This window comes from Candidatus Accumulibacter meliphilus (assembly GCF_036625345.1).
Taxonomy (GTDB): Bacteria; Pseudomonadota; Gammaproteobacteria; order Burkholderiales; family Rhodocyclaceae; genus Accumulibacter; species Accumulibacter meliphilus.
In genome coordinates this window covers 70,052-91,552 of sequence record NZ_JAZKTZ010000015.1, presented here as the reverse complement: position 1 = coordinate 91,552, position 21,501 = coordinate 70,052, and the positions used below count along the sequence as shown (strand labels likewise).

The 21,501-nt window shown below is 64.5% G+C and carries 1 protein-coding gene; it reads right to left on the bottom strand.

Features of this window, described 5'->3' with window-relative positions; genetic code table 11:
- Positions 1-21,290: Ig-like domain-containing protein (locus V5B40_RS22530; protein WP_332356656.1), on the bottom strand; the 21,290-nt coding region annotated here is incomplete at its 3' end.
- Positions 21,291-21,501 lie beyond the last annotated feature (211 nt).

Here is a 21,501-nt window from a genome sequence, read left to right as displayed (position 1 = left end):
TAGCTGCCATCCGCCTTGACGGTCAGGTTGCCGACGCCGGCGATGCTTGTGGTGGCACCGACCGCCCCTGCCGGGACGACAATCGTCACGCCGTCGACCACGAACTGGGTGACGGTCTTGCTATCGCCCGGGTCGCTGTCGGTATCGTTGGTCAGGACGTTGCCGCTGACCGGGGTGTCTTCCGGCGTGCTGGCGGTGTCGGGGTTGGCAACAGGTACGGCATTGGTGACGACGACGCTGATCGTCGCGATCTCGCTGACGCCACCGCTGCTGACGGTATAGCTGAAGCTGTCCGGTCCAACGTAGCCCGGCGTCGGGGTGTAGGTGATCGTGCCGTCGGGATTGAGCACGGCGCTGCCTTGCCCAGGAGCACCGATGGCCGTAACTGCTGCCGCCGGATCTTCGAAGTTGTCGGCGGTGGCGCCGTTCGTTCCGGCGAGAGGATCGAACACGAGCGCTGCAGTGCTGCTGGTAGTGACGCTGTCGGCTGTGATGTCGGCGACCGCAGTGACGATGATTTCCAGCGTGCTGCTGGCGGTCGCGCCGGCAACGTCACGAAGCGTGTAGGTCACCGTCGGAACGCTGCCATTCCAGTCCGCCAAAGGCGTGAAACTGTAGCTGCCATCCGCCTTGAGCGTCAGCGTGCCGACGCCGGCGATCAGGGTGCTACCGCCGACTGCGCCGGCGGGAACGGTGACCGTCACGCCGTCGACCACGAACTGGGTGACGGTCTTGCTGTCGCCCGGGTCGCTGTCGGTGTCGTTGGTCAGGACGTTGCCGCTGACGAAGGTGTCTTCCGGCGTGCTGGCGGTATCGGGGTTGGCGACAGGTGCGGCATTGGTGACGACGACGCTGATCGTCGCGGTCTCGCTGACGCCACCGCTGCTGACGATATAGCTGAAGCTGTCCGGTCCGACGTAGCCCGGCGTCGGGGTGTAAGTGATGGTGCCGTCGGGATTGAGCACGGCGCTGCCGTGGGCTGGCATGCCAATGGCCGTGATTGCCGCCGCCGGGTCTTCGAAGTTGTCGGCGGTGGCGCCGTTCGTTCCGGCGAGAGGATCGAACACGAGCGCTGCAGTGCTGTTGGTGGTGACGCTGTCCGCGGTGATGTCGGCCACCGGCGTGACGGCAAGTTCCAGCGTGCTGCTGGCGGTCGCGCCGACCGTGTCACGAACGGTGTAGGTCACCGTCGGAACGTTGCCATTCCAGTCAGCCAACGGGCTGAAGCTGTAGCTGCCATCGGCCTTGACGGTCAGGTTGCCGACGCCGGCGATGCTTGTGGTGGCACCGACCGCCCCTGCCGGGACGACAATCGTCACGCCGTCGACCACGAACTGGGTGACGGTCTTGCTGTCGCCCGAGTCGCTGTCGGTGTCGTTGGTCAGGACGTTGCCGCTGACGGGGGTGTCTTCCGGCGTGCTGGCGGTATCGGGATTGGCGACAGGTGCGGCATTGGTGACGACGACGCTGATCGTCGCGGTCTCGCTGACGCCACCGCTGCTGACGGTATAGCTGAAGCTGTCCGGTCCAACGTAGCCCGGCGTCGGGGTGTAGGTGATGGTGCCGTCGGGATTGAGCACGGCGGTGCCTTGCCCAGGAGCACCGATGGCCGTAACTGCTGCCGCCGGGTCTTCGAAGTTGTCGGCGCTGGCGCCGTTGCTTCCGTTGAGTGGATCGAACACGAGCGCTGCAGTGCTGCTGGTAGTGACGCTGTCGGCGGTGATGTCGGCAACCGCAGTGACGATGATTTCCAGCGTACTGCTGGCGGTCGCGCCGGCAACGTCACGAATGCTGTAGGTCACGACCGGAACGCTGCCATTCCAGTCGGCCAGAGGCGTGAAAGTGTAGCTGCCATCCGCCTTGACGGTCAGGTTGCCGACGCCGGCGATCAGGGTGCTACCGCCGACTGCGCCGGCGGGAACGGTGACCGTCACGCCGTCGACCACGAACTGGGTGACGGTCTTGCTGTCGCCCGAGTCGCTGTCGGTGTCGTTGGTCAGGACGTTGCCGCTGACGGGGGTGTCTTCCGGCGTGCTGGCGGTATCGGGGTTGGCAACAGGTACGGCATTGGTGACGACGACGCTGATCGTCGCGATCTCGCTGACGCCACCGCTGCTGACGGTATAGCTGAAGCTGTCCGGTCCCACGTAGCCCGGCGTCGGGGTGTAGGTGATCGTGCCGTCGGGATTGAGCACGGCGCTGCCTTGCCCAGGAGCACCGATGGCCGTGATCGCCGCCGCAGGATCTTCGAAGTTGTCGGCGCTGGCGCTGTTCGTGCCGGTGAGCGGATCGAAGGTCACTGACCCCGTGCTGTTGGTGGTGACGCTGTCCGCGGTGATGTCGGCCACCGGCGTGACGGCAAGTTCCAGCGTGCTGCTGGCGGCCGCGCCGGCAACGTCACGAATGCTGTAGGTCACCGTTGGAACGTTGCCATTCCAGTCCGCCAAAGGCGTGAAACTGTAGCTGCCATCCGCCTTGAGCGTCAGCGTGCCGACGCCGGCGATCAGGGTGCTACCGCCGACTGCGCCAGCGGGAACTGTGACCGTCACGCCGTCGACCACGAACTGGGTGACGGTCTTGCTGTCGCCCGGGTCGCTGTCTGTGTCGTTGGTCAGGACGTTGCCGCTGACGGGGGTGTCCTCCGGCGTGCTGGCGGTATCGGGGTTGGCGACGGGGGCGGCATTGGTGACGACGACGCTGATCGTCGCGATCTCGCTGACGCCACCGCTGCTGACGGTATAGCTGAAGCTGTCCGGTCCGACGTAGCCCGGCGTCGGGGTGTAGGTGATCGTGCCGTCGGGATTGAGCACGGCGGTGCCTTGCCCAGGAGCACCGATGGCCGTGATGGCCGCCGCCGGGTCTTCGAAGTTGTCGGCGCTGGCGCCGTTCGTGCCGGTGAGCGGATCGAAGGTCACTAACCCCGTGCTGTTGGTGGTGACGCTGTCCGCGGTGATGTCGGCCACCGGCGTGACGGCAATTGCCAGCGTACTGCTGGCGGTCGCGCCGACCGTGTCACGAACGGTGTAGGTTACGACCGGAACGCTGCCATTCCAGTCGGCCAGAGGCGTGAAAGTGTAGCTGCCATCCGCCTTTAGCGTCAGCGTGCCGACGCCGGCGATCAGGGTGCTACCGCCGACTGCGCCGGCGGGAACGGTGACCGTCACGCCGTCGACCACGAACTGGGTGACGGTCTTGCTGTCGCCCGAGTCGCTGTCGGTGTCGTTGGTCAGGACGTTGCCGCTGACCGGGGTGTCTTCCCGCGTGCTGGCGGTATCGGGATTGGCGACAGGTGCGGCATTGGTCACGACGACGCTGATCGTCGCGGTCTCGCTGACGCCACCGCTGCTGACGGTATAGCTGAAGCTGTCCGGTCCGACGTAGCCCGGCGTCGGGGTGTAGGTGATCGTGCCGTCGGGATTGAGCACGGCGGTGCCGTGGGCTGGCATGCCAATGGCCGTGATTGCCGCCGCCGGGTCTTCGAAGTTGTCGGCGGTGGCGCCGTTCGTTCCGGTGAGCGGATCGAAAGTCACTGACCCCGTGCTGCTGGTGGTGACGCCGTCCGCGGTGATGTCGGCGACCGGCGTGACGGCAAGTTCCAGCGTGCTGCTGGCGGTCGCGCCGACCATGTCACGAACGGTGTAGGTCACCGTTGGAACGTTGCCATTCCAGTCAGCCAACGGGCTGAAGCTGTAGCTGCCATCGGCCTTGACGGTCAGGTTGCCGACGCCGGCGATGCTTGTGGTGGCACCGACCGCCCCTGCCGGGACGACAATCGTCACGCCGTCGACCACGAACTGGGTGACGGTCTTGCTGTCGCCCGGGTCGCTGTCGGTGTCGTTGGTCAGGACGTTGCCGCTGACGGGGGTGTCTTCCGGCGTGCTGGCGGTATCGGGGTTGGCGACAGGTGCGGCATTGGTGACGACGACGCTGATCGTCGCGGTCTCGCTGACGCCACCGCTGCTGACGGTATAGCTGAAGCTGTCCGGTCCCACGTAGCCCGGCGTCGGGGTGTAGGTGATCGTGCCGTCGGGATTGAGCACGGCGCTGCCTTGCCCAGGAGCACCGATGGCCGTGATCGCTGCCGCCGGATCTTCGAAGTTGTCGGCGGTGGCGCCGTTCGTTCCGGCGAGAGGATCGAACACGAGCGCTGCAGTGCTGCTGGTAGTGACGCTGTCGGCGGTGATGTCGGCGACCGCAGTGACGATGATTTCCAGCGTGCTGCTGGCGGTCGCGCCGGCAACGTCACGAAGCGTGTACGTCACCGTCGGAACGCTGCCATTCCAGTCCGCCAAAGGCGTGAAACTGTAGCTGCCATCCGCCTTGACGGTCAGGTTGCCGACGCCGGCGATCAGGGTGCTACCGCCGACTGCGCCGGCGGGAACGGTGACCGTCACGCCGTCGACCACGAACTGGGTGACGGTCTTGCTGTCGCCCGGGTCGCTGTCGGTGTCGTTGGTCAGGACGTTGCCGCTGACCGGGGTGTCTTCCGGCGTGCTGGCGGTATCGGGGTTGGCGACGGGGGCGGCATTGGTGACGACGACGCTGATCGTCGCGATCTCGCGGACGCCACCGCTGCTGACGGTATAGCTGAAGCTGTCCGGTCCAACGTAGCCCGGCGTCGGGGTGTAGGTGATCGTGCCGTCGGGGTTGAGCACGGCGCTGCCTTGCCCAGGAGCACCGATGGCCGTGACCGCCGCCGCCGGGTCTTCGAAGTTGTCGGCTGTGGCGCCGTTCGTTCCGGCGAGAGGATCGAAAGTCACTGACCCCGTGCTGTTAGTGGTGACGCTGTCCGCGGTGATGTCGGCCACCGGCGTGACGGCAAGTTCCAGCGTGCTGCTGGCGGTCGCGCCGACCATGTCACGAACGGTGTAGGTCACCGTTGGAACGTTGCCATTCCAGTCAGCCAACGGGCTGAAGCTGTAGCTGCCATCGGCCTTGACGGTCAGGTTGCCGACGCCGGCGATGCTTGTGGTGGCACCGACCGCCCCTGCCGGGACGACAATCGTCACGCCGTCGACCACGAACTGGGTGACGGTCTTGCTGTCGCCCGGGTCGCTGTCGGTGTCGTTGGTCAGGACGTTGCCGCTGACGGGGGTGTCTTCCGGCGTGCTGGCGGTATCGGGGTTGGCGACAGGTGCGGCATTGGTGACGACGACGCTGATCGTCGCGGTCTCGCTGACGCCACCGCTGCTGACGGTATAGCTGAAGCTGTCCGGTCCGACGTAGCCCGGCGTCGGGGTGTAAGTGATGGTGCCGTCGGGATTGAGCACGGCGCTGCCGTGGGCTGGCATGCCAATGGCCGTGATTGCCGCCGCCGGGTCTTCGAAGTTGTCGGCGGTGGCGCCGTTGCTTCCGTTGAGCGGATCGAACACGAGCGCTGCAGTGCTGCTGGTAGTGACGCTGTCGGCGGTGATGTCGACGACCGCAGTGACGATGATTTCCAGCGTGCTGCTGGCGGTCACGCCGGCAACGTCACGAATGCTGTAGGTCACGACCGGAACGCTGCCATTCCAGTCGGCCAGAGGCGTGAAAGTGTAGCTGCCATCGGCCTTGACGGTCAGGTTGCCGACGCCGGCGATCAGGGTGCTACCGCCGACTGCGCCAGCGGGAACTGTGACCGTCACGCCGTCGACCACGAACTGGGTGACGGTCTTGCTATCGTCCGGGTCGCTGTCGGTGTCGTTGGTCAGGACGTTGCCGCTGACGAAGGTGTCTTCCGGCGTGCTGGCGGTATCGGGGTTGGCGACTGGGGCGGCATTGGTCACGACGACGCTGATCGTCGCGGTCTCGCTGACGCCACCGCTGCTGACGGTATAGCTGAAGCTGTCCGGTCCGACGTAGCCCGGCGTCGGGGTGTAGGTGATCGTGCCGTCGGGATTGAGCACGGCGGTGCCTTGCCCAGGAGCACCGATGGCCGTGATGGCCGCCGCCGGATCTTCGAAGTTGTCGGCGGTGGCGCCGTTCGTGCCGGCGAGAGGATCGAACACGAGCGCTGCAGTGCTGCTGGTAGTGACGCTGTCGGCGGTGATGTCGGCAACCGCAGTGACGATGATTTCCAGCGTACTGCTGGCGGTCGCGCCGGCAACGTCACGAATGCTGTAGGTCACGACCGGAACGCTGCCATTCCAGTCGGCCAGAGGCGTGAAAGTGTAGCTGCCATCCGCCTTGACGGTCAGGTTGCCGACGCCGGCGATCAGGGTGCTACCGCCGACTGCGCCAGCGGGAACGGTGACCGTCACGCCGTCGACCACGAACTGGGTGACGGTCTTGCTGTCGCCCGAGTCGCTGTCGGTGTCGTTGGTCAGGACGTTGCCGCTGACCGGGGTGTCTTCCGGCGTGCTGGCGGTGTCGGGGTTGGCAACAGGTACGGCATTGGTGACGACGACGCTGATCGTCGCGATCTCGCTGACGCCACCGCTGCTGACGGTATAGCTGAAGCTGTCCGGTCCGACGTAGCCCGGCGTCGGGGTGTAGGTGATCGTGCCGTCGGGATTGAGCACGGCGGTGCCTTGCCCAGGAGCACCGATGGCCGTAACTGCTGCCGCCGGATCTTCGAAGTTGTCGGCGGTGGCGCCGTTCGTTCCGGCGAGAGGATCGAACACGAGCGCTGCAGTGCTGCTGGTAGTGACGCTGTCGGCTGTGATGTCGGCGACCGCAGTGACGATGATTTCCAGCGTGCTGCTGGCGGTCGCGCCGGCAACGTCACGAAGCGTGTAGGTCACCGTCGGAACGCTGCCATTCCAGTCCGCCAAAGGCGTGAAACTGTAGCTGCCATCCGCCTTGAGCGTCAGCGTGCCGACGCCGGCGATCAGGGTGCTACCGCCGACTGCGCCGGCGGGAACGGTGACCGTCACGCCGTCGACCACGAACTGGGTGACGGTCTTGCTGTCGCCCGGGTCGCTGTCGGTGTCGTTGGTCAGGACGTTGCCGCTGACGAAGGTGTCTTCCGGCGTGCTGGCGGTATCGGGGTTGGCGACAGGTGCGGCATTGGTGACGACGACGCTGATCGTCGCGGTCTCGCTGACGCCACCGCTGCTGACGATATAGCTGAAGCTGTCCGGTCCGACGTAGCCCGGCGTCGGGGTGTAAGTGATGGTGCCGTCGGGATTGAGCACGGCGCTGCCGTGGGCTGGCATGCCAATGGCCGTGATTGCCGCCGCCGGGTCTTCGAAGTTGTCGGCGGTGGCGCCGTTCGTTCCGGCGAGAGGATCGAACACGAGCGCTGCAGTGCTGTTGGTGGTGACGCTGTCCGCGGTGATGTCGGCCACCGGCGTGACGGCAAGTTCCAGCGTGCTGCTGGCGGTCGCGCCGACCGTGTCACGAACGGTGTAGGTCACCGTCGGAACGTTGCCATTCCAGTCAGCCAACGGGCTGAAGCTGTAGCTGCCATCGGCCTTGACGGTCAGGTTGCCGACGCCGGCGATGCTTGTGGTGGCACCGACCGCCCCTGCCGGGACGACAATCGTCACGCCGTCGACCACGAACTGGGTGACGGTCTTGCTGTCGCCCGAGTCGCTGTCGGTGTCGTTGGTCAGGACGTTGCCGCTGACGGGGGTGTCTTCCGGCGTGCTGGCGGTATCGGGATTGGCGACAGGTGCGGCATTGGTGACGACGACGCTGATCGTCGCGGTCTCGCTGACGCCACCGCTGCTGACGGTATAGCTGAAGCTGTCCGGTCCCACGTAGCCCGGCGTCGGGGTGTAGGTGATGGTGCCGTCGGGATTGAGCACGGCGCTGCCTTGCCCAGGAGCACCGATGGCCGTAACTGCTGCCGCCGGATCTTCGAAGTTGTCGGCGCTGGCGCCGTTCGTGCCGGCGAGAGGATCGAACACGAGCGCTGCAGTGCTGCTGGTAGTGACGCTGTCGGCGGTGATGTCGGCAACCGCAGTGACGATGATTTCCAGCGTACTGCTGGCGGTCGCGCCGGCAACGTCACGAATGCTGTAGGTCACGACCGGAACGCTGCCATTCCAGTCGGCCAGAGGCGTGAAAGTGTAGCTGCCATCCGCCTTGACGGTCAGGTTGCCGACGCCGGCGATCAGGGTGCTACCGCCGACTGCGCCGGCGGGAACGGTGACCGTCACGCCGTCGACCACGAACTGGGTGACGGTCTTGCTGTCGCCCGAGTCGCTGTCGGTGTCGTTGGTCAGGACGTTGCCGCTGACGGGGGTGTCTTCCGGCGTGCTGGCGGTATCGGGGTTGGCAACAGGTACGGCATTGGTGACGACGACGCTGATCGTCGCGATCTCGCTGACGCCACCGCTGCTGACGGTATAGCTGAAGCTGTCCGGTCCCACGTAGCCCGGCGTCGGGGTGTAGGTGATCGTGCCGTCGGGATTGAGCACGGCGCTGCCTTGCCCAGGAGCACCGATGGCCGTGATCGCCGCCGCAGGATCTTCGAAGTTGTCGGCGGTGGCGCCGTTCGTGCCGGTGAGCGGATCGAAAGTCACTGACCCCGTGCTGTTGGTGGTGACGCTGTCGGCGGTGATGTCGGCGACCGGCGTGACGGCAATTGCCAGCGTACTGCTGGCGGTCGCGCCGACCGTGTCACGAACGGTGTAGGTCACCGTTGGAACGTTGCCATTCCAGTCAGCCAACGGGCTGAAGCTGTAGCTGCCATCGGCCTTGACGGTCAGGTTGCCGACGCCGGCGATCAGGGTGCTACCGCCGACTGCGCCAGCGGGAACTGTGACCGTCACGCCGTCGACCACGAACTGGGTGACGGTCTTGCTGTCGCCCGGGTCGCTGTCTGTGTCGTTGGTCAGGACGTTGCCGCTGACGGGGGTGTCCTCCGGCGTGCTGGCGGTATCGGGGTTGGCGACGGGGGCGGCATTGGTGACGACGACGCTGATCGTCGCGATCTCGCTGACGCCACCGCTGCTGACGGTATAGCTGAAGCTGTCCGGTCCAACGTAGCCCGGCGTCGGGGTGTAGGTGATCGTGCCGTCGGGATTGAGCACGGCGCTGCCTTGCCCAGGAGCACCGATGGCCGTGATGGCCGCCGCCGGGTCTTCGAAGTTGTCGGCGCTGGCGCCGTTCGTGCCGGTGAGCGGATCGAAGGTCACTAACCCCGTGCTGTTGGTGGTGACGCTGTCCGCGGTGATGTCGGCCACCGGCGTGACGGCAATTGCCAGCGTACTGCTGGCGGTCGCGCCGACCGTGTCACGAACGGTGTAGGTTACGACCGGAACGCTGCCATTCCAGTCGGCCAGAGGCGTGAAAGTGTAGCTGCCATCCGCCTTTAGCGTCAGCGTGCCGACGCCGGCGATCAGGGTGCTACCGCCGACTGCGCCGGCGGGAACGGTGACCGTCACGCCGTCGACCACGAACTGGGTGACGGTCTTGCTGTCGCCCGAGTCGCTGTCGGTGTCGTTGGTCAGGACGTTGCCGCTGACGGGGGTGTCTTCCGGCGTGCTGGCGGTATCGGGATTGGCGACAGGTGCGGCATTGGTGACGACGACGCTGATCGTCGCGGTCTCGCTGACGCCACCGCTGCTGACGGTATAGCTGAAGCTGTCCGGTCCAACGTAGCCCGGCGTCGGGGTGTAGGTGATCGTGCCGTCGGGATTGAGCACGGCGCTGCCTTGCCCAGGAGCACCGATGGCCGTGATCGCCGCCGCAGGATCTTCGAAGTTGTCGCCTGTGGCGCCGTTCGTTCCGGCGAGAGGATCAAACACGAGCGCTGCAGTGCTGCTGGTAGTGACGCTGTCGGCGGTGATGTCGGCGACCGCAGTGACGATGATTTCCAGCGTGCTGCTGGCGGTCGCGCCGACCATGTCACGAACGGTGTAGGTCACCGTTGGAACGTTGCCATTCCAGTCAGCCAACGGGCTGAAGCTGTAGCTGCCATCGGCCTTGACGGTCAGGTTGCCGACGCCGGCGATGCTTGTGGTGGCACCGACCGCCCCTGCCGGGACGACAATCGTCACGCCGTCGACCACGAACTGGGTGACGGTCTTGCTATCGCCCGGGTCGCTGTCGGTATCGTTGGTCAGGACGTTGCCGCTGACCGGGGTGTCTTCCGGCGTGCTGGCGGTGTCGGGGTTGGCAACAGGTACGGCATTGGTGACGACGACGCTGATCGTCGCGATCTCGCTGACGCCACCGCTGCTGACGGTATAGCTGAAGCTGTCCGGTCCCACGTAGCCCGGCGTCGGGGTGTAGGTGATCGTGCCGTCGGGATTGAGCACGGCGGTGCCTTGCCCAGGAGCACCGATGGCCGTAACTGCTGCCGCCGGATCTTCGAAGTTGTCGGCGGTGGCGCCGTTCGTTCCGGCGAGAGGATCGAACACGAGCGCTGCAGTGCTGCTGGTAGTGACGCTGTCGGCTGTGATGTCGGCGACCGCAGTGACGATGATTTCCAGCGTGCTGCTGGCGGTCGCGCCGGCAACGTCACGAAGCGTGTAGGTCACCGTCGGAACGCTGCCATTCCAGTCCGCCAAAGGCGTGAAACTGTAGCTGCCATCCGCCTTGAGCGTCAGCGTGCCGACGCCGGCGATCAGGGTGCTACCGCCGACTGCGCCGGCGGGAACGGTGACCGTCACGCCGTCGACCACGAACTGGGTGACGGTCTTGCTGTCGCCCGGGTCGCTGTCGGTGTCGTTGGTCAGGACGTTGCCGCTGACGAAGGTGTCTTCCGGCGTGCTGGCGGTATCGGGGTTGGCGACAGGTGCGGCATTGGTGACGACGACGCTGATCGTCGCGGTCTCGCTGACGCCACCGCTGCTGACGATATAGCTGAAGCTGTCCGGTCCGACGTAGCCCGGCGTCGGGGTGTAAGTGATGGTGCCGTCGGGATTGAGCACGGCGCTGCCGTGGGCTGGCATGCCAATGGCCGCGATCGCCGCCGCAGGATCCTCGAAGTTGTCGGCTGTGGCGCCGTTCGTTCCGGTGAGAGGATCGAACACGAGCGCTGCAGTGCTGTTGGTGGTGACGCTGTCGGGGACAACATCGACCACCGGGTTGATCGTGACGTTGACGGTCGCGGTTTCGGTCACACCCGTCGGACTGGTAACCGTGTAGGTATAGCTGTCGCTACCGTTGTAGTCGGGGCCAGGGGTGTAGGTGATGGTTCCGCCGCTGTTAATGACGACGCTCCCGTGTGTGCCCTGCGTCACGCCAGTGACGACCGGATTGCCGTCAAAGTTGTCATTGGCCAGGACGGTGGTGGTGACAGGCGTGTCTTCGTCGGTCACGGCGGTGTCGTCGACGCTGTCGGCCACCGGGTTGATCGTGACGTTGACGGTCGCGGTTTCGGTCACACCCGTCGGACTGGTAACCGTGTAGGTGTAGCTGTCGCTACCGTTGTAGTCGGGGTCAGGGGTGTAGGTGATGGTTCCGCCGCTGTTAATGGCGACGCTCCCGTGCACTCCCTGCGTCACACCAGTGACGACCGGAGTGCCCTCGAAGTTGTCATTGGCCAGGACGGTGGTGGTAACAGCGGTATCTTCGGCGGTGGTCGTGGTGTCATCGACGATGTCTACCACCGCACTGACATCAAAAGTGATGGTGTTGGCGCTGGGGTCGGTGTTGATCCCGCCGTTCAGAACGCCGCCATCGTCACCTACCTGGAAGGTGAAGCTCGCAACGGCAGAGCCATTGAGGTCCGGTGGTGGTGTCCACGTCAGATTAGCAATGTCGGCGACGGTGATCGATTGTGGGACGCTCAGTACCGTGCCGGATAATTTCAGAGTGCCGGTAGCGGGCAGCGTCGAGATCAGCACCGAAGCCAGGTTATTGGCCGGGCTGTCGTGCGCATCGGTGAAACCAAAGTCGGCTGCCTGAAACTGGTAGGCGGTGTCCTCGATCGCCGTAATGGTTTTGTCGGCACCTGCAGGAGCGTCGTTGACCGAGATAATGCTGGTGCCGAGAAACACCGCATTGCTGCTATTGCTGTAGCGCGTACTACCGCCCGATAGCGTCGTATCGTTGGAGACGTCGACGCTGTCCTCGGCAGCGGGCAGAACGCCGACCGAGTTGTCGGCCAGGCGCACGCTCAGGCTGCCGGGCGTGCCGTTCCAGTCGGCGGTGGCCTGGAAGCGCAGGGCGTAAGGGCCGGGCAGGAACAGACCACTGGCTGAGGTCAAAGCGGTGCTGATGTTGGTCCAGCCGCTACTACCGTCGGCCGAGTACTGCCACGTCCCTTGTGCTGCAGTCGCCGCATTGTCAGTGATGACAATGCCGGCAAAGAGGTTGGCAACGGAGCCGCCCGTGAAAGCCGTCTGATCGTCCCTGGCGTCGCTGAACGCGGCGTTGCTGCCGGCAGTGTCGAACAGGTTGGCGATGGTCTCCTGACTCGGACTGGCGGCATCCTCGAGCGAACCTGCCAGATCCACACTGGCGAGCAAGCGCGTCGGCGCGTCGTTGATCGCGACGACCGTCAGGGCGACGGTGTCGGTGGCAGTGGAAAACGGGGTGGTGTCGCCGATGCCGATGCTGCTTACGTTCACTTTGGTGCCGACGGCGCTGGCGGTGCCGTCGGTCTGATCCCAGGCGCGAAACTTCAATCCGAACAAGCCGGGGGCGGGGGCGAGCGTGCCGTTGCTGTCGAGGTTCGGCTGGAAGTAAATGCGGTCGCTGTCACGAAGCAGCAAAGCGCTGTTTTCCGCAACGAGGCCGACGTCAAGCCAAGCGCTACCGCCGTTGGTGCTGTAGAACCAGGTGCCCATAGTGGTATCGGTTTCAATGATCGCGATGCCGTACACGGCACCCGCATCGACATCGCTGACACCGCCGGTCAACGCTGACACCAAAGAGCCAACCGCAGCCATTGGAAGCGCGTCGTCTTCCGCTACGGTGATGGCGAGGGCGGCGTCTGCCAGCACCGGCGCATCGTTTACTCCCCGCAGAGTGATGGCTTGAGTTACGGCGGCCTCTTCGGCGCCGCCCAGCCCTTGTGGACCGGCGGTGACGTTGTCGCCGGTATTGCCGTCGTTGATCCTCCACACCAGTTCGTTGAGAATGTCGAACTGCCCGTCGGCGAGGCTCTGCCTGGTGTTGCGATACGTCAGCGCCTGCGCCACCTGCTCGACTTCTGCTGTCGTGGTCCCAGCAGTAAAAATAACCGAGAACGCTCCACCAGTATTGCTGAAGGTACCAACGACACTGGTGCCGATACGCAAATCACTCCCCTCAAAATTGACCCCGACGTCGCCGCTACCGGTAACCCCAAAAACGTCTTCGGGGTCAGGGCCGCTACTGCCCTGCAGTGAGAGTATCGCGCTTCCCCAGTCACCACTGCCGCTGGCAAGGAATGACAATTCGGGGTCACTCAGCACGGCATTAGGCGCCAGTTGGCTCGCAGCCGCATCTTCGAAGAACTGGATCAACGGATCAGCCCCCAGGGCCAGCACCGGCGCATCGTTATTGGCGCTGATGGCAACTACCACTGCACCGCTACCTTCCAGCGCCAGCGGCAGCGGCGGATTGCCCGGCGGGTTGACGGTACCCTGCGCCGTCAGACCGGTATTGGTATTGCCATCGTTGATGATGTAGCCGATGGTCACCTGCGTCGGCGGATTGTCGTTGCCGTTGCTGTAGGTCACCGCCTGCAGGACCTGGTCGGCCTGCGCGCTCGAGGTCCCGTCGTTGAAACTGATCGTCAACACACCTCCGGTGTTGGTAAAGCTACCCACCACGGTCGTGCCGATGCGTACATTGGCCGCGTTGAAATTGACGCCGGTGTTGCCGGAGCCCGTCAGCCCGAAAGCGTCGTCGGTGGCAGCGGTGCCTGGAGTTCCAAGCGCTGCAGTGCGCTGCAGCGTGAGCACCGCACCACCCCAGTTGTCGTAGCCGACAAGCTCGGGATCGGTGAAGGTCGCGTCAATATCGAGGACCACTGGCGGACCGTCTTCTCTGAAAGCCACCGAGCCACCACCGAGACCCGCAAATCCCGGCGCGTCATTCACGCCGCTGACCAGCAGCGGAATATCGGACAACGCGCTCATGTCACCGCCCGAGCCGCTGTTGCCCGCATCGTGAAAAACCAGGTGCAGGCTGTCGTTGCCGGAGAAATTGCTATCCGGCGTGTACTTGAGATGACTGGCAACAATCGCGGCGTTGATGTCGGCAATGCTGCCCGTGAGCGTGATGCTGCGCCCGCTCGGGCTGCCGGAAGGAACGGCCACTACCCCAGTCGACACATCGAGAGTGAGTGTGCCATGCAGCGCCGTAATGACGATGTTGGTGTTGCTGCCATAACCGCTGTCGTGGATATCCTTGTCGTCGGCGAGGACGATGTCGTTGATGGCTGTGGTGGCGTTCTCGCCTACCGTTGTGGTCGCCCGCGTCATCTGTACACCGTCTGCTGAATCGACGTCCAGGGTCGGCGTGTCATTGACTGCAGCCAGATTGATCAGCGTGCTGGCGTTGGCCGTGCCAGCGGTGGTCATGGCACCGCCGCTGCTGTTACCCAGATCGCTGACATTGATGGCCAGGGTACGCTCGGCGTCGCTCGCGTTTAGACTGTTGTCGTCAAGCGGCGAAGTGTATCTGAGCGTGGCGAGTGCGCTATTGATCGCGCTGACCGTGCCTTGCAGGGTGAAGGCAGAGGAGCCCAGCGATCCGCTGGTAACGCTGGTCGCTCCCGGCGTCAGGGTGATGCTTCCCGTCGGAATGCTCAGCGCGACCTCGACCGCACCGTTGCGGGCGTCGACGTCGGCGATGCTGATCGTGTTGCCGCCGGTGAAGTTAAACTCGACATCTTCGGTCGCGCTGACCGTCGCCGGCCGGCTTATCGTCGGTGCGTCATTGACCGAGGCGATGTTGACAATCTCCACGGTGGTGCTGGCACTATGGACGTCAGAGCCGCCGCCCGCAGCACCCGCCCCGGCGTTGTTCAGATCGTTGAAGGTGACGGTGATCGTCTCCGAGGCATCCGGGTTGTCGCCGGGTACGTATTCGACCGTGTCCAGTGCGCTCTGCAACTGCGCCAGAGTGCCGGTAAAGGTCAAGGTGCTGCTACCGCCACCCCAGTCACCAGCGCCGCGATCGGTCGCCTGGCTGCCGGCGGTAACGGTCACCGCGGTGGTGTCGAGAACGAAGGCGCCGTGTGGCACGGCGAGGGTAAGCTGCCCCGTGTTGCTGCCTTCAAGGCGCGCCAGATCGACATCGCCGAGCGTAAAGATCGGCCCCACAGTGATCCTGGTGTTCTCGCTTGCCCCGACGGCGTCGATGACCGGCGTGCTGTTCGAGATCGTCGGGACATCGTTGAGCGCGACGACCGTCAGCGAAACGCTGTCGGTGGCCATGGAGAACGCGGTCGTATTGCCGTTGGTGGTGGTATCGACGCTCCCGTCGCCGTTGGCGCCGCTGGTTCTGTCCCAGGCACGCAAGGCCAGGGATTCCGTCTGCACACCGTTGTAGTTGGCGTTGGGGACGAAGTAGATGCGGGCGTCGGACGCCAGCAAGCGCGCGTTGCCGGCGTCCGCTGCGTCAAGGTCGAACCACGTGCCGCCGTCGTCGATGCTGTAGCGCCAGGTGCCGTTGCCTGCATCCGGGCCAAGCCAGATGGCAACGCCGGTAAGCGCGCCGGTGTCGACGTCACTGATGCCGCCGACCAGGCTCGAGATGAGCGTGCCGACCGCCCCGCTCGCCGCACCGGCGTCCTCGTTCTGGGTCACCGCGAGCACCGTATCGGCGAGCACCGGTGCATCGTTGAGCGGCGTGACGACAAGCGAAACGGCGTTGTCTTCGGTCGAAAAAGCCGTGCTTCCGCCGCTGAGAGTGCTGTTGGCGCGGCCACCAACGCTGCCGGTGGTCTGATCCCAGGCGCGGTAGGTGAACGTGGCAGAGGTGGCATTCTGGCCATCGGGAATGAAACGCAGCCACGCGTCCGGATCGAGCAACAGCGAACTGGTCACCGAAACGCTGCCGATGTTGCTCCATGAGCCGTTGCTGCCGTTCGTCGAGTCGAGCGAGAACTGCCAGGTGCCATTGCCGGCGATCAGACTGTCGATGGCAATGCCCTGGACGGCAGCGTTGTCGACATCGCTGATGATGCCATTCAGGTCCGAAACCTTGACACTGCGCCCGTTCACGGTCTCGTCTTCGCTGATCGACGTCAGCACGGTGTCGACATCGGTCATCAGCGGTGCGTCGTTGCGCTGCTTGACGACGATGGTATTGCTGGCGATGAGCGTATCGTCGCCCTGCAGGGTGGTACCGGCATCGTCCACAAAGCTCGCCGTACCGCCGCCGTCGACAAATGTGTAGCTGAGCGAACGCGTCGCCTGCGCGGTGGCTTGTGAAGCGTTGGCAGTGTCCGTGTTGTGGAAACTCAGGTTTTGGAGCACTGCCTTGACCGCGGCGACATTGGCGCTGGCATTGAAGGTGATACGAAGATTGGCGCCGTTGGCGCCGTCGAGGCTGCCGTCGATAGTGCCGACCTGCACCGGCCCGGCCCCGAAGTTGTAGCTGACCGCCCTACCGGCAACGCTGACCTGACCCGACGCCGCGCCCTGATCGCGCACCGAAAGCTGATCGCCAACCGTGCCGCCCGAACTGTAGGCAATCGTCAGCGTCGTTCCAGCGTTGTAGCTGGCGCCATTGGCCAGGTCGACGTCGTTGAAGAGCAGCGAGGTGTCGATCAGGGTGGCGCCGTCGTCCTCGAAATAGGTCAGCGGATTCAGCCCGGAAAGCTGCGGCGCGTCGTTTACCGGCGTGACACCGATATTGAAGGTGCCGACAGGTTCGTTGCCGCCACTACCATCCGAAATTTCGAAATCGAAGCTGTCGCTTGGCGGCACCTCGGCGCCGTTGTGCCGGTACTTCAGGTAGCCGCCCTGTATGTCACCCAGGGTAAACGATGCATCGACGCCAAGAGCGGTGATGGCACCGGCCTTGTCGAGATATAGGGTGCCGCTCTGGGTAGCGGCTGTGACGCGAAACTGCGTTTGCCGTTGCGTATTGTCGACGTCCGTCTCTGAGGTCAGTGGCGAGCCGAGCATGGCCGTGGTGATGTGTCGAACGCCACCTTCCGGGACCGTTGTGCCGGTGTTGTTGAAAATTACCGGCGGGTCATTCTGCGGCAGGATGTTGATGATGACCGTGGCGAGATTGCTGTCCAGCGCAACCGGCGCAACAGGCGAATTGTCGTTCAGGCGCCAGGTGAAACCATCGACAAGGGACTCGCTACCGTCCTGTACGTAGCGTAGCTTGCCGCCGGTAAGCATGGCGTAGGTAAACTGCGCAGCGGCGGTCCCCTCCTCGCCAGTAACGAGCGCCACGAAGCCACTGCCCCAGTCGATTTCCAGCGTGCCACGCACCGGCAGGCTGGCGATCGTGTAGGTCGCCGTGCTCAGGCTGTTGTCGCTGTCGCTGGCCGCCAGGATGCTGGCGTCAAGGATCTGGATCCGCCCGGGGTTGTCGTCCGGGCCACCCATACCGGTGTTGTAACCTTCTTCAACCCTGAAGAGGCCATTGCTGGCCAGCGGCGCATCGTTGACATTGGCGACAGTGAAAGTCACCGTGCGACTCGGACTGCGAGCGATCTCGCCCTTGTTGATGGCCAGCTGGTTGCCGTCGAGGTCTTCGACGGTCACGAAGTCCTGCTCGGTGATGGGGTCGCCGATCAGCACGTCGCCGACCTGCACCACGCCGCCGTCGCGCAGGTGAACCGTGAGCGAATCCGTACGCAGTTCCGAGTCGGCGCTGTGGAAGTAGGCGATGTTGCCATTCCCGACGTCCAGAGCGCTGAACAGCTCGTCCTGGTCGAGCGCGACCCAGGTCGCTCCGTTCCAATGCCGCAGCTCGCCACCGAGCGGAGCGGTCTCCAGAACATAGGACAGTGCCGCCGGATCGCTATCCGGATCGATGTGCTGCAGAGTGGCGAGGGTCAGCTTGACGGCGTTGGCGACTCCGATCAAGCCGAAATCGTTGCTGCCGTCGACCGCGCTCTCTTCCATCAGCGTGTCGCCGTCTTCGTTGACCGAAATTTCATCGGCACCTGGCGTCTGCTTGATGGTGGGGGCGTCATCTACCGGCGTCACGATCAGGTCGATGGTCGACGGGTCGCTTACCGTACCACCGTTACGGCTGACCTTGAAGGCATCATGGTATGGCGTACCATAGGCTGACGGTTCGTCGCCAATATTCACGTAAACAACGGCACCGGCTGCCAGATCCGCGGCGCTGAAGTCGTCGCCAGTCCCGAGCGCGACACCGTTCAGGTAGATGCTGCCGTACGCCGGCAGCAGCGACAGGGTGTAGCTGGTCGACCCCGTCAGCGTCGTCGTGTCGATGGCGGTAAAGAAACCCTCTGTCGTAATGGCACGCAGCGTGCCGCCCGCACCGGGCACGGTCGGTGTGAGCGGCTGCACATCGATGTACAGCGTACCGGTACTGACCGCAGCATCCCCATCATTGATCGAGAAGTCGAAGTGATCTTCGGCCGTCGCCGAATCGCTATCGGTGGCACCACCGCCATGCGTATAGGTGAGCAGGCCGGCGTTCAGGTCGGCTTCGGTGAAGGTGGCACCGACACCGATGATCACCCCATTCAAGCGCAGCAGACCCGCGCCAGGAAAGCTGTTCACCGTATAGACACGCTTGGCGGCATCGCTATCGGGGTCGCTGCCGGTCAGGAAAGCCTGGGTAATCGCCACCCCCGGACCGCCCTGGTCCACGTGCAACAACTGCGTGACCGGTGTCGGCGGATCGTTGCGCGCGTCGATGGTGAGGGTGACGGTGTCGCTATCGACGGTTGGCGCGAGCGTCGCGCTGTGGTCGCTGGCGACTACCTCGAAACTGGCGGTCGGGTGGTACGGTCCTGCAAAACCACTGCCACTGACCGCTGCCGGCTCGGCGCCGCTGGAGATGAAGTGCAGCGGATTGGCCTCCAGCTCTGCCTTGCTCAATGACAAGGGCGCGGTCACATCGACATAATTACTGCCATTCCAGTACTGCAGGCGACCGACGGCCGCATCCGGCAAGCTGCTAATGGTCAAGGTCATCAGGCTCGGGTCGCCGTCGCTGTCACTCAAGCCGAGGTTGAGCACTGCAAAGTCGCTCGCCTCGCTACCGATGCGCTCGGGCACCGCCTGCGTCGTCCCGGTGATCGCAATCTGCGCGTTGACGTCGAGAATAGTGATCGGCAGCAAGACGGGATTGATCACGCCACCAGCACCGTCGCGCAACGACAAGGAGACGCTGTCGCTGGCATCCGCCGATAGCTCGCCACTGGTATGTCGATAGCTGATCTTGTCAGCCAGCACATCAAGCTGGTTGAACACGCTGCCGACGCTGAGCGGGATGCCGTTCCTGAGCAGCACTCCCTTGCCGGGCAGCGCCTCAACCCGGTAGGTGAGCTGATCGCTCTGGTTGTCCTGATCGCCGACCGGGAGTTCGGTGGCAGTAATCGTCACCGTAGCGCCTTCGTTCAGCAGCAGAGGTATCGGCGTCAGTGCCGGCACGTCATTGCGCGCGCTGACAATGAAGTCGGCATCGAGACTGGCGGCGCTGAACGGCGTGACGCCGCCACCCGGCGCACTGACATTGGCGGTGTCGCCGGCACTGGCGCCATTGCTGCCATCCCAGACGTAATACTGGATGCGAGCTACTCCCGACTCCTTGGCATCGTCGGCGTTGCTGTCGGCGACGAACCGCAGCTTGGCGTCGGCCGGCAGCAGCAAGGCGTCGCTGCTGGAAAATAGTGCCGCCGGCGTCCAGCTGGCACCGTTGTCGAGCGAGTACTCCCAGACGCCGGTCATGCCGTTGGTGACACTGCTGCCGAAGATGGCGATACCGAGAACCGTTCCCGCATCGACATCGCTGACCACCGGATTGGCGTCGACGTCGGCAAGCAAGCTGCTGACCAGTGCGCCCGAGTTTTCGTCGCTGGTCGCGTTTTCGGGAATCGAGCTTGCCACCAGAGTAGCTGGCGTTCCGATGACTTTCGGCGCGTCGTTACTGCCGGTGACAGTCACCGTAATATCTGTCTGTACCGACGTATGGCCGTCGCTCAACGTGTAGGTGAAGTTTTCGCTGACCGTCTGGCCGCCTTTCAGCGCCTGCACCGTCGCCAGGCTGTTGTCCACTGTGTAGCTGTAGCCACCGTTGGGGTTCACCACCAGGCTGCCGTAGATACCGACGAGTGGATTGCCAACACTACCGTCGCTGCCACTGCCGGCGACAACCGTTCCGCTGCGCAGCGCGATGACGCGGAGCGTGTCGATCGGCGCGTCAAGGTTGATGTCGTTGGCGAGCACATCACCGACGACAGTACCGGCGTCTTCCGTTGCGGCGATGGCGTCGGCCGTCCCCACAGGCAGGTCGTCAACCGGCGTGACCGTCAACATGATGTCTGTCGGCCCGACGCTGATACTGCCGTCGTGCGTAGAAACAGCAATACTGGCAGGGCCGAAGTAGTCGGCCGTCGGCGCGAAAGTCATGCCGTTCAGCGCATCGTTGACCTGGGTCAGCGTGCCACTGAAGCTGACGGTGTCGCTACCATTTGCGCCACCGGCAATCACTACCCCACTTCCTGCTTGCAGCGTAATCGCACCGCCTGTAACTGCCAGGGTCACGGTCTGGGCGTCGCCAACATCAGCGTCCGCAATGCTGACGCCGGTGATTGCCAGCGGCGCATCTTCGCTGGTCGTGCGCGTACCGCCGCCGTCCACGATGGTCGGTGGCGCCAGCAGTTGCGCAAAGTCGGCCAGCACGAAGGCAGTGGTTTCAAGCGGTCCGGTGCTCACTTCGAGCAACCAGTCGCCGCCCAGTGCCGCACTCCCTGTGGCGTCGGTCGACGCCGCAACATCCGCCTGCGTCAGCGCGGCCAGAGTGTCGACGAATTCGCGGTTATCGGCGGCAACATCGCAGCCGTAGAGCAGGATGTCACCGTCTACTGCCAGTGCCGATCCGATCCCGGTCAACACGGCGCCTTGCCGCTGCAGTTCGTTCTGATCTACCAGGCCCTGCCCGAGAAAGATGCCGTCGCGGCTACCATGGCTGAGAATATGGATGGCAGTCAGGTTCTGCTCGCCGTCGAGCGCTGCGGCGAGTTGCGTCAAGCCATCGGACTGCTGGTCGAGCACCACCACTTTCGCCGCAGCAGCGCGCAATTTCTCGACATCGATGCTCTGCACCACGCGGCTATCGACGACGATCACTTCGCTCGGCGTCGCCTCGACGGGCGCCGCTGTTGGCGCGTCGCGAACTGCCGCCACGCCGTCGTCCTGCACTACGGCGGCGACCTCCGCCGGCGCGGCGCCGTCAAACAGGTGTCGAGGCTCGAGCGCCATCGTCAGTCGACGTGGCGACCAGGGGGAAAGCGAGGGGCGGTTTCTGGTCATGACGGTCCTCTACGGGCGGGCTGCGAATGCGAGCGTCTGGTCCATGCAGTTGACGGCAGCGCACGGCCTGCGTGCCTATCGGGTCGCTCACGGCAAGAACATTGCGCTTCCCGTGCCGTCACGATAAACCCGTCCGCAATACATGAAAACGTGAGTTTAAGGGACTTTGCGCCGTCTTGAGGAAGAATCGAGCACTACCGACGAGTTCCAT